We start from the raw sequence: 17,502 nt of genomic DNA, 5'->3' as shown, positions 1-17,502 counted from the left end.
GGGGAGAACAGGGGAATCATGCCGAGACCATCACCGCCCGCGGGTCGCCGTGGCCTCCCACCGCGGCCAACTCCTCGGCGGTCAATATGCTCGCGGGATCGACGCCGAGCGCCTGCGCTGCCTCGGTCGCGACGTGCGCCCACGTGCAGCGGTTCGCGAACAGCATGCCGGCAACGTCGAGCGTCCCACCGCGCGCCTGGTAGCCCAGTGCACGGGTCTGCCGAGGCCCGGTATCGATGCGGCGCAACAGGCCCAGCGTCGGCTCCGGCCGCATGTGCGAGACGATGACGCGCACCGCAGCGGTGTCCGGGAACAGCGAGCGCAATGCCGCGTCGCCCGCCACGAAAGCCCGCTCGCGCTCGTCGCGTGGCAGCCGGAAGCGGCCCGGCTCGAAGACGCAGGTGACTGCCGTCCGATGCCCGGCGTCGTCCAGCCGCCGCGCCGCGAGCAGCGCCTGCTGTAGCTGGTACGCACCGATGGCGACCAGCAAGACATCGGGTGCGTCGCAGGGCTTCACCACGCAGGCACCCTCATCGGCCAGACGCTGGGCCTGTTCGCCGCTCAGTTGGCTGGCCATGGCCCGCTTTGGAACGACCAGTGTCCAGAACTGGCCATGCGAGGTGTAGGCGGCTCGCAGCGCCGCGACGGCACTGTTGGCATCCACCGGGAACAACACACGTGCGGTGTCGGACATCTCGCCCAGCAGCGCTTCGGCCAGTGTCGGGTCCTGATGGGACTGCTCGTTTTTGCCGTTCTCCCAGGTGTGGGATGTCGCCACCGTCACTACCGACAGCCAGCCCGGAGGCATGCCGGCCTCCGCCTGGTGGCGCGCGAACAGGATTTCCTGCCGCAGTGCACCCAGCATCTTCACGGCAAAGGCCTCGTAAGAAACAACGAGGTTGATGCCGCCCTTGTTACCCAGCGCCGCACTGACCACAGCCTCTTCGTTGAGGGCCGTGATCACGGCACCATCCACGGCTTCAGCCAAGCCCGGTTCGGGCGTGAAGACGCGGTGTTTGAGCAGGTCCAAGGTCTGGCCCATGCGGTTGCTGCGCAGCTCGTCGGGATTGCCGACGCGCGGGCGCAGTTGAGTATTGGCCTTGATGATTGCGGCGAAGGCCCCGTCGAGCGCGCCCATCGGCGAGACATCGTTGTCGTGCCACTGCGGCTCCGGAAGCCTCGGCGCTGCGACCTGGCGATGCGCTAGGGCATGCTCCCGCTCAAGGGGACGGCGCTGCACCTCATGCCTGCAGAGCAGGGCCACCGCTTGGTCGATTTCACCCGGCGGTACAAACAACGCGCGCGCGCCCTCGTTGAACTGCTGCCGTGCTGACGGGTCGAGACGGGGATTGCCCGCCAGCGGCAGGTTGTGCGCGGCGTTGGTTCCGGCACCGGGAAAACCGAATCCTTTGGGCGCTTCGGCGATGGTGTAGTGAAGTGGCACCGGGTACTGAACGGTTCCACGCGAAACCCCCGTAGCGCAGGCCGCCAGCCGTTCCTCCATCGCGTGGATGGCCCAGGCGAATGCGGCGGGGTCGGTGCCGTCGATCTCCATAGGGTCGAAGCCGTTCAGGCGCAGATGCTGCTGGAACCATTCGAGGCCGCCCTGCTGCTGCATGGTGCTGCGCTGCTCAATGCGACGGCCGTTGAGGATCATGAACGGAGCCACGAATCCACTGTCCTCGGCGCGCCACCAGCGCGGCGCCCAGTCGCTGCCGCGCTGCTCCTCGAATGCACCGTCGCTGAGGAACACCACCAGCCGTTCGCCGGGCAGGGGCATGTGCACGTACTGCAGTTCGGCAAAGCCGAGATAGCCCCCCTCGGACAGGCCGCCTGCCGTGTTCGGGCCGACGTGGCTGCCCAGCGGCGAGGCCGGGCGCCCCTGCGCGTCGATCGCGTAGCTGTAGAAGTCCCGAGCGAAGCGCGTAAGGCCGTTCTCGCTTCGGTCGTACCGCTCGGCGTGGCGCGGCGTCATGTTGCCAACAAGCAGGTTGCAGGCGTCGATGCCCGCCACGCAATGGCCTTGACCCATCAGCCAGCCGCGTGTCAGGCCGCTGAGCGCGTTCGCGGCAAGGTAGCCGACATAGGCCGGCACGATGTTCAGTGATCCGCCGGTGTGGCCTTCAGGCGTCTCCTTGTAGTCCTGCCGCCATTTCCCGGCCGTCGGTATAGACCCGATCGGCATAGGTCATGTGAACCGTTAGCCACATCCCGGCCACGGCCAATCGGTCTGCGGCCCACAGCGTGCGGTAGATCGCGGATGTGTCGCTCGCCTTGCCTTCGGCGACCAGCACCTGTGCGAGGTCGTGGATTCGCAGCTGCGTGAGGTCGTTGTGGGCGATGGGGCCATGCCCGCGCGCCCAGCGCGCGAACTCGGGATCGAATTCGCGGAACAGTCGCACCCGCTCGGCGACCCAGGGGAGGTTGTGATTCATTTTGAAGGTCCTTGGAACCGACCCGCAATGACGAGCGTCGGCGGGGTTGGGAACGCCGGCGTCTCGGATCGCCGGCGCAGAAACGAATGGCATGGCGCTCGGCACGTCAGACCTGCCTCGCATATAGCACCACGGCCACGGCCCACAGCAAGGCAGGCAGCAATAGCACCCAGCGGAAGTCCGAGTGGAGGACGAAGTCCATCGCACTCATCAGCCCGACCGTCACAAGCCCGGAGAACGCGACGGCCCAGCCGGTACCGCCTTGCCGCTCGCGCATGGCCATGCGCGCCAGGTGGACGATCAGTACGCACGCGCCCGTCATGAAGCCGCCCATCACCGTGAACACGATTCGCCGCCATGCCTCCAGACCGGGTGCCAATCCACGAAGCCGATCCAGCGGCACGCTGATGAAGCGCGGATCCTCGGGCAGCAGCGCCGGCCGCAGGAACACGAAGTAGGCGCCCAGCCTGACGAGCCAGACGCCGCAGGCCATGAACAGCGACATGGAGGTGCGCAGCGCCTGCGTGCGCAGAGGTGCCACCGCGCTGTGTCGGCGGGCGTCTCGGCGTGCTTGTCGGCGGCTCACGGCGTACCATCGCTGCGGCGACCGCGTCACTGCGACCACGCGAAGCCGAACTGCGGATAGGGCGAACGCGGGTCTGCTGACCGTCCACCTCCACGCCCTCACATTGACCTGCATCGGACAGAAGAATACAACTCGCGCAACCCGGTCAGCGGGCCTGCTCATTTTTCGCGCACCGTCATTGGCTTTGATGGGGTAGTACCCGAGTAAAGATCGCGGCGCGTCAAAGGAACGGGCCATCTTCCGTCGTCTCGTTTGGACGCTACGATCTGGTAGATCCCTGTGCCGCCCGCCTCGAATTCCAGCGCGCATGCCGCCATGTACAGGCGCCAGACGCGGAAGGTCACCTCATCGACTTCCTGCAGGGCCTCCTCTCGGCGCGCTTCGAGTCGCTGAACCCAATGACGCAACGTCAGCGCGTAGTGTGATCGAAGACCTTCGACATCATGGATTTCGAAGCCGGACCGCTCCATCCCGAGCTGGATGTTGCTGACGCAGTCCAATTCGCCGTCAGGGAAGACATAGCGGTTGATGAAATCGGTCGCGACAGTTCGGTTCCAGCCCTCTTCGTCATGGGTGATTCCATGGTTGAGGAAGAGCCCGCCCGGCCGCAAAACACGCTGCACCACGGCGTAGTAGGCCGGCAGATGAGCGAGGCCCACATGCTCGAACATGCCGATGCTGGACACCTTGTCGAATACGGTAGTGTCATCGAGGTCGCGGTAGTCGCGCAGCTCAACCGTGACGAGGTCCTGCAAGCCTTCTGATCGGATGCGCTCGCGCGCGTATTCGAGCTGCTGCTGGCTGAGAGTGATGCCGTACGCGCGCACGCCATGTTCTCGTGCCGCCCAGCACACGAGTGCGCCCCAGCCGCAGCCGATGTCGAGCAGACGTTCGCCCGGCTGCAGCCGCAGCTTGCGGCAGATGTGCTCCAGCTTGTTGCGCTGCGCCTGGTCCAGCGTGTCGTCCGGCGTCTCGAAGTAGGCGCAGGAATAGACTCTCTCGGCATCGAGCCAGAGACCATAGAACACGTTTGAAACGTCGTAGTGGAATGAAATTGCTGCTCGGTCGGTTTGGCGCGAATGTCGATGGGAGAAGCGGCGCGCAACGCGCGAGGCCAGACTACGCGATGGTTTCAAACCATCCTGGTCAGACACGCGCAGTATCAGAGCGTCGCGCAACAGGGCCAGCTGTCGCGCCAGGAGAGCGAGAACTTCTCGAAGTGCGCCTTGAGCCCAAGCGCGGTGTACAGGTCCCCTTCGATGTCGATGGTGCCGCGGAAGTAGGCCTCCGCCAGCAGCAGAGGATCCGGCCGCAGGACAAGGCGTCGAAGCAGACCCGGGTCGCGGATGATCAGGGTGTACTCTGGATGCGCCTCGAACTCGTGCAGGAGCACATCGCCCAGGCGCAACGCCGGCTGGCGCTCGATGCCGGCCAGCAACCGGCGCAGGATGCGCAGCGCGGCGGCATTCATGTCTGGTGACGGGGATTGCGCAAGTGTCTTGGAATGGTTCATCTGGGGCACCTCAGTTGCTCGCGTGCAGCGCAAGCTGCGATGTAGCAGACGACTCTTTTTCGCGCCGGCACGATCGACATGACCAACGCCACTTTTTTGCATGTCCGTAGAGCCTCATGATGTCTGGGAATATCAAAACCGATCAAAGTCGGTCATGCGCGTACACGACTAGACTTCGCTCGCACAGATTTGCGCTTAACGTCCGCTGCCGCTCCTTCGATCAAACTGCAGACGGAATGTCCATCCGGTATCCCGTCAGGGAGTCGCGTCCAGTCGCGGTCTGCCTGCTGCATGCGCAGATGCAGCTCCGTCGCTTCCTTCAGTCGTCGAGCCTGTTCGTCAAGCCGCTCGCTCAGCAGCGCCCGAGCGCGCGGACAAGGAGATGTTCCGCGTTGACTCATCTCAACGAACTCCTCGGCGTCCTTGAGCGTGAAGCCGAGCGCCAATGCGTTGCGGATGAAGCGCACCCGAGCCACGCTGCGCTCGGAAAACGCGCGATAGCCGTTCGCGCCGCGACCATCCGGGATTACGAGGCCAACCCGCAGGTAATGGCGCAGCGTGTCTGGGGTCACACCTGCCTCCCGGGCGCATTCAATTAGTTGCATCACCGTTCTCCAGCGGAGTAGTCTCGCGTCGCAATGCATGGCGAGAGTCTGAACCCAGGTGCCGCACATAGGTCAAGAGCCTGGGTGTTTGAGCGACTGTGATCCCATTGTCCATGCGCTTTCGGAAGTACAACCGGCAGAACGCGGTGACAGGGATGGACCGGCTTGTGGGCGACGCCGAGAACGGGGCTGTTGTTGACCACGGTGCTCTCCCTATCCATCGATTTCGTGTTCGGCACTTACCGAACCATTCAACAACCTGGCAGTCTCGTGCGCGATCACCCACTGTTCGCGCGCACGCACGGCCAGCACCGCGACCGAGGACCGTGACGCCTGAAGCTGGGAGACTTCGGATGCCGGACTGAAGGCGCGATTGCGCTCCTCGTCCAGATGCAGGCCAAGGAATTCCAGGCCGTCCAGAATGCGGCAACGCAGCGTCGGGGAGTTTTCCCCTGCTCCGCCCGTGAAAGCCACCGCATCGCAGCCGCCCATCGCCGCGGCGTAGGCACCGATGTACTTGCGCACGCGGTAGGCATGGACCTGCAACGCCATTTGGGCAGCAGCATGACCATCCCGCGCGCGACTCTCGATCTCGCGCAGGTCCGAGCCCACACCCGACAACGCCTTCAGTCCACTGTCGCTGTAAAGCGCCGCTTCGATTTGCACCAGTGACAAGCCCAGGGTACGCGCGACATAGCCTGGCACGCCGGGGTCGAGGTCCCCGCTGCGTGTGCCCATCACCAGACCTTCCAGGGCCGTCATCCCCATCGAGGTGTCGACAGAGCGGCCACGGTCGATCGCGCAGACACTTGCCCCATTGCCGATGTGGCAGCTCACGATGCGCAGTTCGGATGGAGGCCGCATCAACGCGGAACTGACAGCCGCCAGTACGCTCTGGTGCGACAGGCCATGAAACCCGAATCGCCGCACCCCAACTGCGCGCCATGACTGCGGAACGGCATAGCATGAGGCGTGTTCTGGCATGCCGGCATGAAAAGCGGTGTCGAAGACCGCCACGTGGCGCACGCCTGGCCAACGCTCGCGCGCGGTGCGGATGCCGGCCAGTGCAACGGGGTTGTGCTGCGGCGCCAGCGCAGCAGCCTGGTCGATCTCGTGCTCGACTTTCGCGTCCACGAAAGCCGCCTCGCGCAAGAAGGGGCCACCGTGTGCGACACGGTGGCCGATGGCATTGAGCGACGTCACGCCGGAACTTCGTACTTGCTGCTTGATCTCGTCAAACGCCGCGGCATCAACTGCGGGATGGTCGATCGTCGACTCGATCACGGGCATGGCCGATGCCGGGTCGAAAACCCCGAACTTGAGGGTCGCACTGCCGGCGTTGATGGCTAGGATGTGCATGTCTTGGTCGCCGTCAGTGCACATCGACGTCGCGACTTCCGGCCTCGGCAGTATGAGCCAGCCAGTACAACAGGACAACACACAGTGCGAGCAGCGCATGGAGCCACCAGCCCAGTTCATGGGCTCGGTGCTCCAACACCCCGGTACTAAAACGGCTCTTCAGGCGGTCAGCAGTTAAAGCTGGAGGGGCCTTTGTCAAAAAGGCTCCAACTCCAGCTTGTTCGCCAAGTGAGCCGGCGATTTCAGCAACGAGTGCGCTCATTACCTGCATTTTTACTGCTTCGCCTTCGGCGCATCAGACCTGCATGTTCATTACATCGGTGTAAGCCTGAACAATTCGGTTTCGGCTCTGCAGCGTGGCCTGAAATGCAATGTTCGACTTGACTCCTGCAAGCATCGTTTCTTCAAGACTGACAGTAGGGTTGCCGAACGTGACCTCGCGGCTCAGGCGCCCAGATTCACTTTGCAATTGGCTCGTGGTCGCTAACGCTTGCTTCATCGCGTCCAAAAATCCACCGTCCTGAACTATGGGTGCTTTGGACACCAACTTGCCCACCGGAATGACTGGCAGTAGTGCGCCAAGCGGGTTTGTGATGACGTTCATGGTGTGTCCATTGTCGAACTGACGGAGGTTATGAGGGGCCCTTTTTTGCGGGAGAAATAGACCAGCGATCGATACGAAATAGTAAGTTTCGCCAGCCGATCAAGAAGCCCTGCAACTGGTGCGTAAGCCGTTCAATTGCACGGCTATGGATAACAGAAACGTCATCTTGCCGACATTGCCGTGAGTTGCCGGTACGCGCAGTGGTGTGCACCGCAAAGCATGAAGGTTGGCAGGAACCACGCAAAGGGAGCGTGATCTACGGCAGTTGCGAAATCTCGAACACCAGTTTGGTGCTGGAGCCATAGCGGCTCATGGACGCGTGGTTCTGCTCCAGTTGGCTGTCGGGCAGATAACGGATCGGCAGCTCTGACAACCGGGAGCGCAGTGGAAGCGGCCACGGACGCGAGAAGCGCAGATGCGACGCTACGGGCTTGATGCCCTGCGCGCATGGCGCTCCAGCGTCAACTGGCGCGGCCCCTGGTGGAACCTCGGGGCCAGGCACATGGTCGCCGCACTGCCGCCCAAATACTTCACAGGCGTGGGGCTTGTATCGGTAGTTGACCATCCACCAACACCTCCAGCGTTTCACTTGAACCGCCGTAGGCGGAACCGCACGTACGGTGGTGTAAGAGGGGTGAGGGGTTACCCCTCACCCCGCTCGATCATGACAAAGATGTAATGAAGCCGTTATGCCTTTGACAGCTAGTCGTTTGCACAATGACATAAGTCAAAAATGCATCACAAATCCATGAACAATCTCTGGCTTTCACGACCTACCTCAAGCCTCTGGCTGGGCGCCGCACTAATGGTGCCATCCCTGGCATTTGCACAGATGCCAGAGGTCGAAACCGCGAAGGTGGGCTACCTGCTCTCGTACCGATCAGCCCTCTCGGGTTACGAGGCCTACAAGGAGCAGTCCGTCCAGCCCTGGAAGGCGGCGAACGACAAGGTGGGTGAAATCGGCGGCTGGCGCGCCTATGCGAAAGAAATCAAGTCCGGCCAGCCCGGGTCCGCCAAGGACGCTGCTCCCGTCACCGACCCGCATTCTGGCCATCATGGGGGAGAAAAACCATGATGCGTTTGCGTGCCACTCACGCCAAACTCGCTCTATCTGCACTCGGACTGGCGGTGCTGACCGGCTGTGCCAGCGTCAGCCTGGAGCAGAACATCGGCCGCGTTAACGACGAGGCTGGTAACTTCACCGATGGGAAACTCGCCCTGGCTCGTACCCAGGAGGAGCGCGACCAGCGAGCGCAGGCCGCTCAAACCTTGCTGGCGGAGACCCTAAATCAGAAAGATGCCGTCCAGTTGGCCTTGGTGAACAGCCCATCCCTGCAGACCCTGCTGGCGCAGGGTTGGGGGGAGTCAGCGGACGCCGCGCAGGTAGGCCGGATTGCCAATCCCATCTTCAGTTTTGAGCGCATGACGGCCGGCGCCGAGCTGGACTTGGGGCGTGCGCTCTCCTTTGGCCTGTTGGATCTGCTGACCTTGCCGTCCCGCTATGGCGTCGCCACCAGGAGAATCGAGCAGTCTCAGCTGCGTTTGACCAGCGACGTGGTGGACCAGGTCACGCGCGTGCGCCAGGCCTGGGTGCGCGCCGTAGCGGCGCAGCAATCGCTCAAGTATGCCAAGCAGGTCTATGACAGTGCAGAGGCCGGAGCCGAACTGGCCAAACGCATGCAGAGCGTGGGTAACTTCAACCGCATCACCCGCGCACGCGAGCAGGCTTTTTATGCCGATGCCGCCACCCGCCTGAGCACGGCCCAGCACCAGGTCACGGCCAGCCGGGAAGAACTGGTACGTTTGCTGGGGCTGGATGAAAGCCAGGCGCAGGCGCTCAAGCTTCCGGAACGTCTACCTGATCTCCCCATGCAAGCACTGGATCCGCAGGCGGTTGGCTCGCTCGCTACCAAGGCACGCCTGGACATCCGCCTGGCGCAGACCGCGCTGGATGGCGCGGCCAAGGCCCAAGGCCTGAACATGGTGACCAGCTTCACCGATATCGAGCTCACTGGGCGTCGCAACACGACATTTGACAATGCCGAGGGCACCCGCTCCACCGCACGCGGCTGGGAAATCGATGTGCGCCTACCCCTCTTTGACTGGGGAGGAATGCAGCGCGATGCGATGAACGCTCGAACGCTGGCGGCCGCCAACCAGCTTGAAGGCACGGTGCGTTCCGCGGGCTCCAGCCTGCGCGAAAGCTATTCGGCCTATCGAACGGCCTACGACGTGGCGCGGCACTACCGCGACGAAGTGGTTCCGGTGCGCAAGGTGATCGCGGAGGAGAACCAGCTTCGCTACAACGGCATGCTGATCAGCGCGTTCGAACTGCTGGCCGATGCGCGCGATCAGGTCGGTGCCGTCACGGCGGCCTTGGACTCACAGCAGCAGTTCTGGCTGGCCGATGCCGCATTGCAGGCATCCGTAATCGGACGCCCCACCAACACCACCTTGTCGGTCACCACCAGCGCCCCCAGCGACGCGGGTGCCGGTCACTGATGCAGAGACGATTGCCATGACATCCAGAAGAGATTTTTTCAAGTTCGCCGGTATTGCTGGCGGCGCCGTTGCGGCCGGCGCGGTCAGCCGTGTCGCCATGGCGGCCTTGCCCGAGCCCGTCATTCAGACCAGCCCGAACACCATGGCCCCGCTGATGCCCAATTCGGGGCGGCCGTACAACCCAGTGGTGACGCTCAACGGCTGGACGCTGCCCTGGCGCATGAATCAGGGCATCAAGGAGTTCCACCTGGTCGCCGAACCGGTGGTTCGCGAAGTGGCACCAGGGATGAAGGCCCACCTGTGGGGCTACAACGGACAGAGCCCCGGCCCGACCATCGAGGTCGTCGAGGGCGACCGTGTGCGCATCTTCGTGACCAATAGGCTGCCCGAGCACACAAGTGTTCACTGGCACGGCCAGCGCCTGCCCAGCGGGATGGATGGCGTGACCGGTCTGACGCAGCCGGCGATTCCGTCCGGCAAGACCTTTGTCTACGAGTTCGTGGCGCGCCGCCCGGGCACCTTCATGTATCACCCGCACGGCGACGAGATGGTGCAAATGGCCATGGGCATGATGGGCTTCTGGGTCACGCACCCGAAAGCTAGGCACCCGCTGATCGACGAGGTGCAACGGGACTTTTGCTTCCTGCTCAGTGCATATGACATTGAGCCCGGGGCCGCTACACCCAAGGTCGCGGAGATGACGAACTTCAACCTGTGGACCTGGAACAGCCGTGTCTTTCCTGGTATCGACTCTCTGAACGTGCGTCTCAACGACAAGGTGCGCATCCGCATGGGCAACCTCACCATGACCAATCACCCGATGCACGTGCATGGCCACGAATTCGTGGTCACTGGCACCGATGGCGGCCCGACGCCCAAAAGCACGCGCTGGCATGAAGTAACCACCGACGTGGCCGTGGGGCAAATGCGCCAGATCGAATTCGTCGCCGACGAGGAGGGCGACTGGGCCTTCCACTGCCACAAGAGCCACCACACCATGAACGCAATGGGGCACGACATTCCCACCATGATTGGCGTGGATCACAGCGGCCTTGCCAAGAAAGTCAACAAGCTGATCCCGGACTACATGGTCATGGGCGAGCGCGGCATGGCCGACATGACGGAGATGGAAATGCCGATTCCCGACAACACCATCCCGATGATGACCGGCCAGGGGCCGTTCGGCTCGGTGGAGATGGGTGGCATGTTCAGCGTGCTCAAGGTGCGCCGCGACCAGAAGCCGGGCGACTACAAGGATCCGGGCTGGTACAAGCATCCCGCAGGCACGGTGGCGCATGAGTACACCGGCCCCATGGCCGAGCCCGCACGCTTCAGCGCCGAGGGCGGCCAGTCCATGCCGCGTGTGCGCAAGCCAGCAACGCCGACCGAAGTCAAGGTGCGCAAGCCCACTTCGCATGGCGAGCATTGAGGTTTCCCTTCAGTTATCAACGAGAGTCCATCCATGAAATTCACGCGATCCACTATTTCTCAATTCTTCGCTATGGCTGCACTGGCCACGTCCGGGGTAGCCTTCGCCAGCGGCACTCATGCAGGTGGCCACGGTGACGGGGGTGAAACAGCCATTGGCAAACCCGGCGTTGCCGCCAAGGCCGGTCGCATCATTACCATCGAAATGAGCGACAACATGCGTTACACGCCGTCGAACATTCAGGTCAAACAGGGCGAAACCGTGCGCTTCGTTGTCAAGAACGTCGGCCAGGTCAAGCACGAACTCAGCCTGGGCACCGAGAAGGAACTGCTGGAGCATTTGGAGCAGATGAAGAAGTTCCCGGACATGGAGCACGACGAACCCGGCAAGGTCACGCTCGCACCGGGCAAGCAGGGTGAAATCGTCTGGCAGTTCACCAAGGCGGGCGCCGTGAACTTCGCCTGCCTGATGCCTGGCCACTATGAGGCCGGCATGAAGGGCGCTATCCAGGTGGGCCGCAAGTGATGGTCTGAAGCGCCCACCACAGCTGGCCCAGCCATGGCCGGGCCAGACCATAGATACATCCATTTGCCCAGAGGTCACCATGAACACCATCCAACGTCTGCTCACCATCTCCGCCCTCGCCATGAGCGCTGCCCTGCCGCTGGCGGGCCATGCCCAGGTCAGTCCCAATTCAGGCCAGACTTCGGCCCCCGCACCCGCATCCATGACCGATGGCGAGGTCAAGAAGGTCGATTTGGACAATGGCAAGATCACCCTCAAGCACGGGGACATCAAGAACCTGGACATGCCCGGAATGACCATGGTCTTTACCGTCCGCGACAAGGGCCAACTCGCCAACCTCAAGCCCGGCGTCAAGGTGCAATTCATGGTCGTCCAGGAAGGCGGGAAGATGATCGTCACCGACATCCAGCTCGTGCGCTGAGAAAATTCACAATCGCGCCATCTCGTCGGGCGCGGCAGCCCTAGTCAGCCCCTCCACCACAAGGAGGAGGCATCATGTTTCACATTCGCCATACCCTGATCGGCCTCTGTGTCGCCGCCGCCTCCGTGGGCGTGCTGGCGCACGGCTCCGACGAGCACAAGGACCAGGCTTGCTGAAACCGAAAGGGATCACCACGCGGAGAGCTCTTGGAGGCCAATGCTGCCCAGACCCGGTTGGCGGCGGAACTGGACGGTGCATGGGCCGCTATGGCCGAAAGCGCCAGGGTCAACCAGGCGCAAGGTGCTGAGCTGCAGCAAGTCCTTCAGGCGGTGGCGCAGCACAAGGCTGAAGCGGAAACTCTGCGCACGTTGGTCGCACAGTTCAGGCCACCGCAGAAGTCCGCTCGCCGAAAGCGGGCCAACGAGGCGCCAGAAGGTCAATGAATAGCGCCCAGCCATTGACGGTTGATGACGCTACGCAGGTCTTGGCGATTAGCGTCATTTTGAAATATAAAACTTATTCTTAATAAGAAAAAGCTTATAAATTAAAACTGGTCGTATCCTGGCTTGCCCGCTGGAGGGGAAACTCTTCATTGCCAAGTGATCTCGTGCGAAGTTTGACTACGCCTTATAGAAAAACCCTGTGACGGACTTCACAGATTGCTCGCACGCCTGCGAGAGAACAGTAGCGGCATCCCAAGGCATGCAAGCATTTCTTGCTTCGCGAGGTAAGCTTCACCTCCTGACCCATAGCAATCAATGCCAGTCGTAGTTTCACTACCTTCTCGGAGAGCAGCCCATCATGAGCACTCAAACCCATTGGGAATTGGTCTACGGAACCAAATCACCGGAAACGGTGAGTTGGTATGCACCGCATCTCCTGCAGTCCCTGCAGTATGTCCGCACGGCTGCTGGTTCTAAGCAGGCGTCCATCATCGACGTGGGCGGGGGCGAGTCCACGCTGGTCGATGACCTCCTGACCGATGGCTACGGGAACATCACGGTTCTGGATCTGTCCCACACGGCGCTGGAGGTCACGCAACAACGCCTGGGGCCCAAGGCCGCCGATGTAGCTTGGCTGGCGGCGGACATTCTGGAGGTGGAGTTGCCTGCGGCTTCGGTGGATGTGTGGCACGACCGCGCGGTGTTCCACTTTCTGACCACTGACGAGCAGCGTGAGCGCTACGTGGCGCAGGTGGTGCATGCCCTGAGGCCCGGTGGGTTTGCCATTGTTGGCACCTTCGGGCCACAGGGGCCTGAGAAGTGCAGCGGCCTGGCCGTTTCACGCTATGCGCCCCAGGAACTGCACGGCAAGTTCGGAGTACCCTTCGAGCTGATCGAAAGCCATACCGAGATCCACACCACCCCTTGGGGCGCACCGCAGCAGTTTGTCTACTGCTTCTGCCGCCACCACGCGCAGTAGGCGCCATCAGGCCCTGAGATCGCCACGCATCGCGCGTACCGTTTGATCGTCCTTATGTCACTCGATATTGCCCCGGATACCAGCCTTTCCGTACAGGCAGCGACTCGTGGCAGATGCCTGGAAGTCTTTCGGGCCTTCCGGAAACTGGGGTTGACCTCCTTCGGCTGGCCAGTAGCACACCTTGGCTATTTCCGCGCCGAGTTCGTCGAGCGCAGGCAATGGCTTGATGAGAAGAGCTATTCCGACCTAGTGGCTCAGTGCCAGTTCCTGCCAGGGCCCGCGAGCAGCCAGATCGGGATCGCGCACTGGGCCTGGGGCACGCTGGCAGGCTGGGTGGCGTTGGTGGCATGGATAGACTCCACCTTGCCGCCGGCCATCGTGCTCATCCTGCTTGCTTTTGGGATGGCCTGATGGTCCGAGTTCGCTAATTCGGGCGCAGTCCATGGCCTGAAGGTGGCCGCAGTTGCTGTCGTCGCGCAGGCAGTGTGGGGTATGGGCAAATCCCTGTGTCCAGATCGTTTGCGCGCCGGGATGGCAGCTGCTGCAGCCCTGATCATGTTGGCGATTCACTCTACCGTGGGTCAGGCCGCCGCAATGGCTCCCGGCGCTTTACGGTTGGCCTTTTCGCGACGGCGATGCGCCATGCCATAGAGCATGGGAAGTACCAGCAGCGTCAATGCGGTGGAGGACAAAATGCCCCCGATCACCACCGTAGCCAGCGGCCGCTGCACTTCTGCACCCGTTCCGACAGCAATGGCCATGGGTACGAAACCCAGGGACGCCACCAGCGCGGTCATGAGTACAGGTCGCAGTCGCGTCAACGACCCCTCGCGGATGGCCGAATCCAGTGTCATTCCGTCCTCTCGCAGGCTTCGGATGTAGGAAATCATCACAAGTCCGTTAAGCACGGCGACACCGGACAAGGCGATGAAGCCCACCCCTGCAGAGATTGACAGAGGGATGTCACGCAACCACAGCGCTACAACGCCACCGGTAAGGGCGAACGGTATGCCGGTGAACACCAGCAAGCCATCCTTGGCATTGCCGAACATCACAAACAGCAAGGTGAACACCAGCAGCAATGCGACAGGTACGACAATCTGCAGCCGCTTGGAGGCAGACTGGAGTTGCTCGAACGTGCCGCCCCATTGCGTCCAGTAGCCGCTCGGTATTTCCACCTGCTGTGCCAGCTTGGTCTGGGCCTCGGCCACGAAGCTGCCGATGTCCCGTCCGCGCACGTTTGCAGTCACCACTACACGCCGTTTGCCATCTTCGCGGCTGATCTGGTTGGGACCAGGCGCAGAGATGATGGCAGCCACGTCCGACAGGCGGACAAAGCCGCGTGTACTGGAGCCTTCAGCGACCGGCAGGCGGACCGGGAGACGCTCAATGGCTTCGATGTCGCTGCGAAGAATGTCAGGCAGGCGCACCAGAATGTCGAATTGGCGATCGCCTTCAAAGACGCGCCCAGCCTCCTGCCCACCCAGAGCGGCGGACACGCTGTCCTGTACATCGGCCACGTTCAGGCCGAGGCGAGCGGTACCTTCCCGGTCGATCTTGATGGTCAGCATCGGCAGCCCGGTGGTCTGCTCCACCTTGACGTCCGCAGCACCTGCGATGCCTTCAAGCACCTGGGAGATCCGTTCGGCGCTTTCGTTCATCTGGTCCATATCATCGCCAAACACCTTGACCGCCACATCGCTGCGCACGCCGGAGATGAGTTCATTGAAGCGCATCTGGATCGGCTGTGTGAACTCGTAGTTGTTGCCCGGCACTTTGGCGACCGCTGCCTGCATTGCTGCGACGAGGTCTGCCTTGGTCCGCTTCGGATCCGGCCACTGGTCGCGCGGCTTGAGCATGACGAAGTTGTCGGCCACGTTGGGCGGCATGGGGTCCGTTGCAATCTCGGCGGTTCCGAGCTTCGCAAACACCGCATCCACCTCGGGAAACTCCTTGATCGTCTTTTCCAGCTGAATCTGCATGCCAATGGCCTGCGTCAGGCTGGTCCCCGGGATGCGAAGTGCGTGCAACGCAACATCACCTTCATCCAGATTGGGGACGAACTCGCTGCCCATGCGTGTCACCAGCAGCCCGGACAGTAGGACGCAGGCCGCTGCTGCCGTGAGCACCAGTGGCTTTCTGTCCATCACCCAGTCGAAGGTGGGTGCATATCCGCGCTTGGCCCAGAGCATCAACCGACTTTCGGTTTCGCTCACCTTGGAGCCGATGAAAAGCGCGACCGCAGCAGGAATGAACGTGACCGACAGGATCATGGCGCCCAGCAGTGCAATGACCACCGTGAAGGCCATGGGGTGGAACATCTTGCCTTCCACCCCGGTGAGCGCAAAGATGGGGAGGTAGACCACCATGATGATGAGCTGACCGAACATCAACGCCCGCCGAGATTCCTTGGCAGCGGAAAACACTTCGTGGAATCGCTCGTTGCGTGTCAGAGGCCTGCCTGCGGCGGCCTGCGCGTGCGAGAGCCGCCGTATGCAGTTCTCGACGATTACCACTGCACCGTCGATGATGATGCCAAAATCCAGCGCCCCTAAACTCATCAGGTTGGCGCTGACCTTGTTGCTCACCATCCCGGTGAACGTGAACAACATCGCCAGGGGGATCACCAGCGCGGTGATGATGGCTGCTCGGATGTTCCCCAAGAAAAGGAACAGGATCGCGATCACCAGCAACGCACCTTCCAGCAGGTTCTTCTTGACGGTCGCAATGGCTTTGTCCACCAACACGGTACGGTCGTACACCGTCTTGGCAATGACCCCCTTGGGCAGGCTCTTGTTGATCGCCTTGAGACGCTGGTCCACCGCTGTGGACACGTCGCGGCTGTTTTCACCGATCAGCATGAAGACGGTACCGAGAACAACCTCCTGGCCGTTCTCGGTGGCCGCTCCAGTGCGCAGCTCCTTGCCCAGGATGACATCCGCGACATCACGGATACGGACAGGCACACCCTTGGTGGTTGCGATCACCACGTTCTGGATGTCTCCTATTGAACTCACCTGGCCCGGCGCACGTATCAGGTATTGCTCGCCACTGCGCTCGATATAGCCTGCGCCCACGTTGGCGTTGTTGCGCTCCAATGCAGTGACCAGGTCTGCGATCGTCAGTCCGTGAGCCACCAGCTTGTCTGGCCACGGTGCCACCTGGAACTCCTTGGCATACCCGCCGATGGTGTTGATTTCGGTGACACCCGGAACGGTGCGCAGTTGCGGTTTGATGATCCAGTCCTGGATCTCCCTCAGATCCATGGGGGTGTATTCGCCGCCATTGGGCTTGCGCGCACCCGGCTCGGCTTCAACCGTCCACATGTAGATTTCGCCCAGGCCGGTGGAAATGGGTCCCAGCGAAGGCGTCAGCCCTGCAGGGAGTCGGCCACGCGCTTCCTGAATGCGCTCGCTCACCAACTGGCGCGCGAAATACAGATCGGTCCCCTCCTTGAAGACGACGGTCACCTGCGACAAGCCGTAACGTGAGATGGAGCGTGTCTGCTCCAGCTTGGGCAGGCCCGCCATGGCGGTCTCGATGGGAAAGGTGACGCGCTGCTCCGATTCCAGCGGTGAATAGCCGGGGGCCTCGGTATTAATCTGTACCTGCACATTGGTAATGTCTGGTACAGCGTCGATGGGGAGCTTCTGGTAGCTGAAAACGCCGAGCGCGGCCATTCCCAGAACCGCCAGGAGCACAAGCCATCGCTGATCGATGGCAAAGCGGATGATGCGTTCAAACATCGTGGTGTCCCTTAGAGCGCGGCATCGGCGCGTTCACCCGTGCGAGTGCGCACGACATCGATGAGTTCGACCACGCCAATCACGCCGTCGCCGCTCTGGCCCGTACGTGCCGCATTGGCAATGGCGTCCACAATTCCTGGGGCGTCTGCGTCCTTGCAAAAGACGATTAGCACCAGCTCTTGGTGGCTATCGGGATTCCACTCATCGTTGTCGAAACGGTGGTTTTGACCGTGGCCTCGCGCATGACCCTGCGCCGAAAATACTGTGAACCCCGGGAGATGGGGTAGCGCGTGCAGTGCCGCTTCCACGGCGTCAAGGCGGTGCGGCCGGATGATGGCGGTGATCTGTTTCATGT

14 protein-coding genes and 3 pseudogenes are annotated in these 17,502 nt (G+C 62.2%); 7 read left to right on the top strand and 10 right to left on the bottom strand.

Features of this window, described 5'->3' with window-relative positions; all coding sequences use genetic code 11:
* Positions 1-16: 16 nt before the first annotated feature.
* The 8 genes and pseudogenes from K226_RS19010 to K226_RS0114580 all read right to left on the bottom strand — a co-directional run bounded on the left by K226_RS19010 (position 17) and on the right by K226_RS0114580 (position 7,667).
* Positions 17-2,435 (bottom strand): annotated as a pseudogene (locus K226_RS19010) (xylulose 5-phosphate 3-epimerase).
* A gap of 106 nt (positions 2,436-2,541) precedes the next feature.
* Positions 2,542-2,940 (bottom strand): hypothetical protein, encoded by a 399-nt coding sequence (locus K226_RS0114605; RefSeq protein WP_005794603.1) that lies wholly within the window; start codon positions 2,938-2,940, stop codon positions 2,542-2,544.
* A 239-nt stretch (positions 2,941-3,179) separates the two neighbouring features.
* Positions 3,180-4,534, bottom strand: a pseudogene (locus K226_RS19005) (class I SAM-dependent methyltransferase).
* A gap of 152 nt (positions 4,535-4,686) precedes the next feature.
* On the bottom strand, positions 4,687-5,139 hold the full coding sequence (locus K226_RS19590) for a MerR family transcriptional regulator (protein ID WP_081739427.1): 453 nt from the start codon (positions 5,137-5,139) through the stop codon (positions 4,687-4,689).
* Between the two features lie 213 nt (positions 5,140-5,352).
* A complete protein-coding gene (locus tag K226_RS0114590) occupies positions 5,353-6,498 on the bottom strand; it encodes an acetate/propionate family kinase (RefSeq protein WP_024815524.1) in 1,146 nt (381 codons plus the stop codon).
* 13 nt (positions 6,499-6,511) lie between these two features.
* Positions 6,512-6,760 (bottom strand): hypothetical protein, encoded by a 249-nt coding sequence (locus tag K226_RS20000; protein WP_162150970.1) that lies wholly within the window; start codon positions 6,758-6,760, stop codon positions 6,512-6,514.
* A gap of 33 nt (positions 6,761-6,793) precedes the next feature.
* A complete protein-coding gene (locus K226_RS0114585) occupies positions 6,794-7,102 on the bottom strand; it encodes a flagellar hook-basal body complex protein FliE (RefSeq protein ID WP_013722284.1) in 309 nt (102 codons plus the stop codon).
* Between the two features lie 256 nt (positions 7,103-7,358).
* Positions 7,359-7,667, bottom strand: coding sequence for a hypothetical protein (locus K226_RS0114580; RefSeq protein ID WP_005794613.1), 309 nt, complete (start codon positions 7,665-7,667; stop codon positions 7,359-7,361).
* 168 nt (positions 7,668-7,835) lie between these two features.
* On the opposite strand from K226_RS0114580, the gene K226_RS0114575 reads away from it, so the two are divergent.
* From K226_RS0114575 to K226_RS19585, 7 genes and pseudogenes are all read left to right on the top strand, one after another.
* Positions 7,836-8,177, top strand: coding sequence for a hypothetical protein (locus K226_RS0114575; RefSeq protein ID WP_369795455.1), 342 nt, complete (start codon positions 7,836-7,838; stop codon positions 8,175-8,177).
* Positions 8,174-9,604: a TolC family protein gene (locus tag K226_RS0114570; protein WP_024815522.1), complete on the top strand. Its 1,431-nt coding sequence runs from the start codon at positions 8,174-8,176 to the stop codon at positions 9,602-9,604. Before K226_RS0114575 ends, K226_RS0114570 begins: the two co-directional genes overlap by 4 nt.
* Before the next feature lie 16 nt (positions 9,605-9,620).
* Complete coding sequence (locus K226_RS0114565) at positions 9,621-11,033, top strand: multicopper oxidase family protein (RefSeq protein ID WP_005794621.1); 1,413 nt, start codon at positions 9,621-9,623, stop codon at positions 11,031-11,033.
* Between the two features lie 33 nt (positions 11,034-11,066).
* Positions 11,067-11,558, top strand: coding sequence for a plastocyanin/azurin family copper-binding protein (locus K226_RS0114560; RefSeq protein WP_011805845.1), 492 nt, complete (start codon positions 11,067-11,069; stop codon positions 11,556-11,558).
* 79 nt (positions 11,559-11,637) lie between these two features.
* Positions 11,638-11,979: a copper-binding protein gene (locus K226_RS0114555; protein WP_024815521.1), complete on the top strand. Its 342-nt coding sequence runs from the start codon at positions 11,638-11,640 to the stop codon at positions 11,977-11,979.
* 801 nt (positions 11,980-12,780) lie between these two features.
* Positions 12,781-13,401: a class I SAM-dependent methyltransferase gene (locus K226_RS0114540; protein ID WP_024815519.1), complete on the top strand. Its 621-nt coding sequence runs from the start codon at positions 12,781-12,783 to the stop codon at positions 13,399-13,401.
* A 54-nt stretch (positions 13,402-13,455) separates the two neighbouring features.
* Positions 13,456-14,013 (top strand): annotated as a pseudogene (locus K226_RS19585) (chromate transporter); the annotation flags it as partial.
* Here K226_RS19585 and K226_RS0114530 read toward each other — a convergent pair.
* Both K226_RS0114530 and K226_RS0114525 read right to left on the bottom strand, forming a co-directional pair.
* Positions 13,983-17,147, bottom strand: coding sequence for an efflux RND transporter permease subunit (locus K226_RS0114530; protein ID WP_024815517.1), 3,165 nt, complete (start codon positions 17,145-17,147; stop codon positions 13,983-13,985). The pseudogene K226_RS19585 and the gene K226_RS0114530 overlap by 31 nt on opposite strands.
* Before the next feature lie 11 nt (positions 17,148-17,158).
* Positions 17,159-17,500: a P-II family nitrogen regulator gene (locus tag K226_RS0114525; RefSeq protein ID WP_024815516.1), complete on the bottom strand. Its 342-nt coding sequence runs from the start codon at positions 17,498-17,500 to the stop codon at positions 17,159-17,161.
* Positions 17,501-17,502 lie beyond the last annotated feature (2 nt).

This window comes from Acidovorax sp. JHL-3 (assembly GCF_000526295.1).
Classification (GTDB): Bacteria; Pseudomonadota; Gammaproteobacteria; order Burkholderiales; family Burkholderiaceae_C; genus Acidovorax; species Acidovorax defluvii.
The sequence above is the reverse complement of the archived record's forward strand: the minus strand, read 5'-3'. Positions and strand labels throughout refer to the sequence as shown.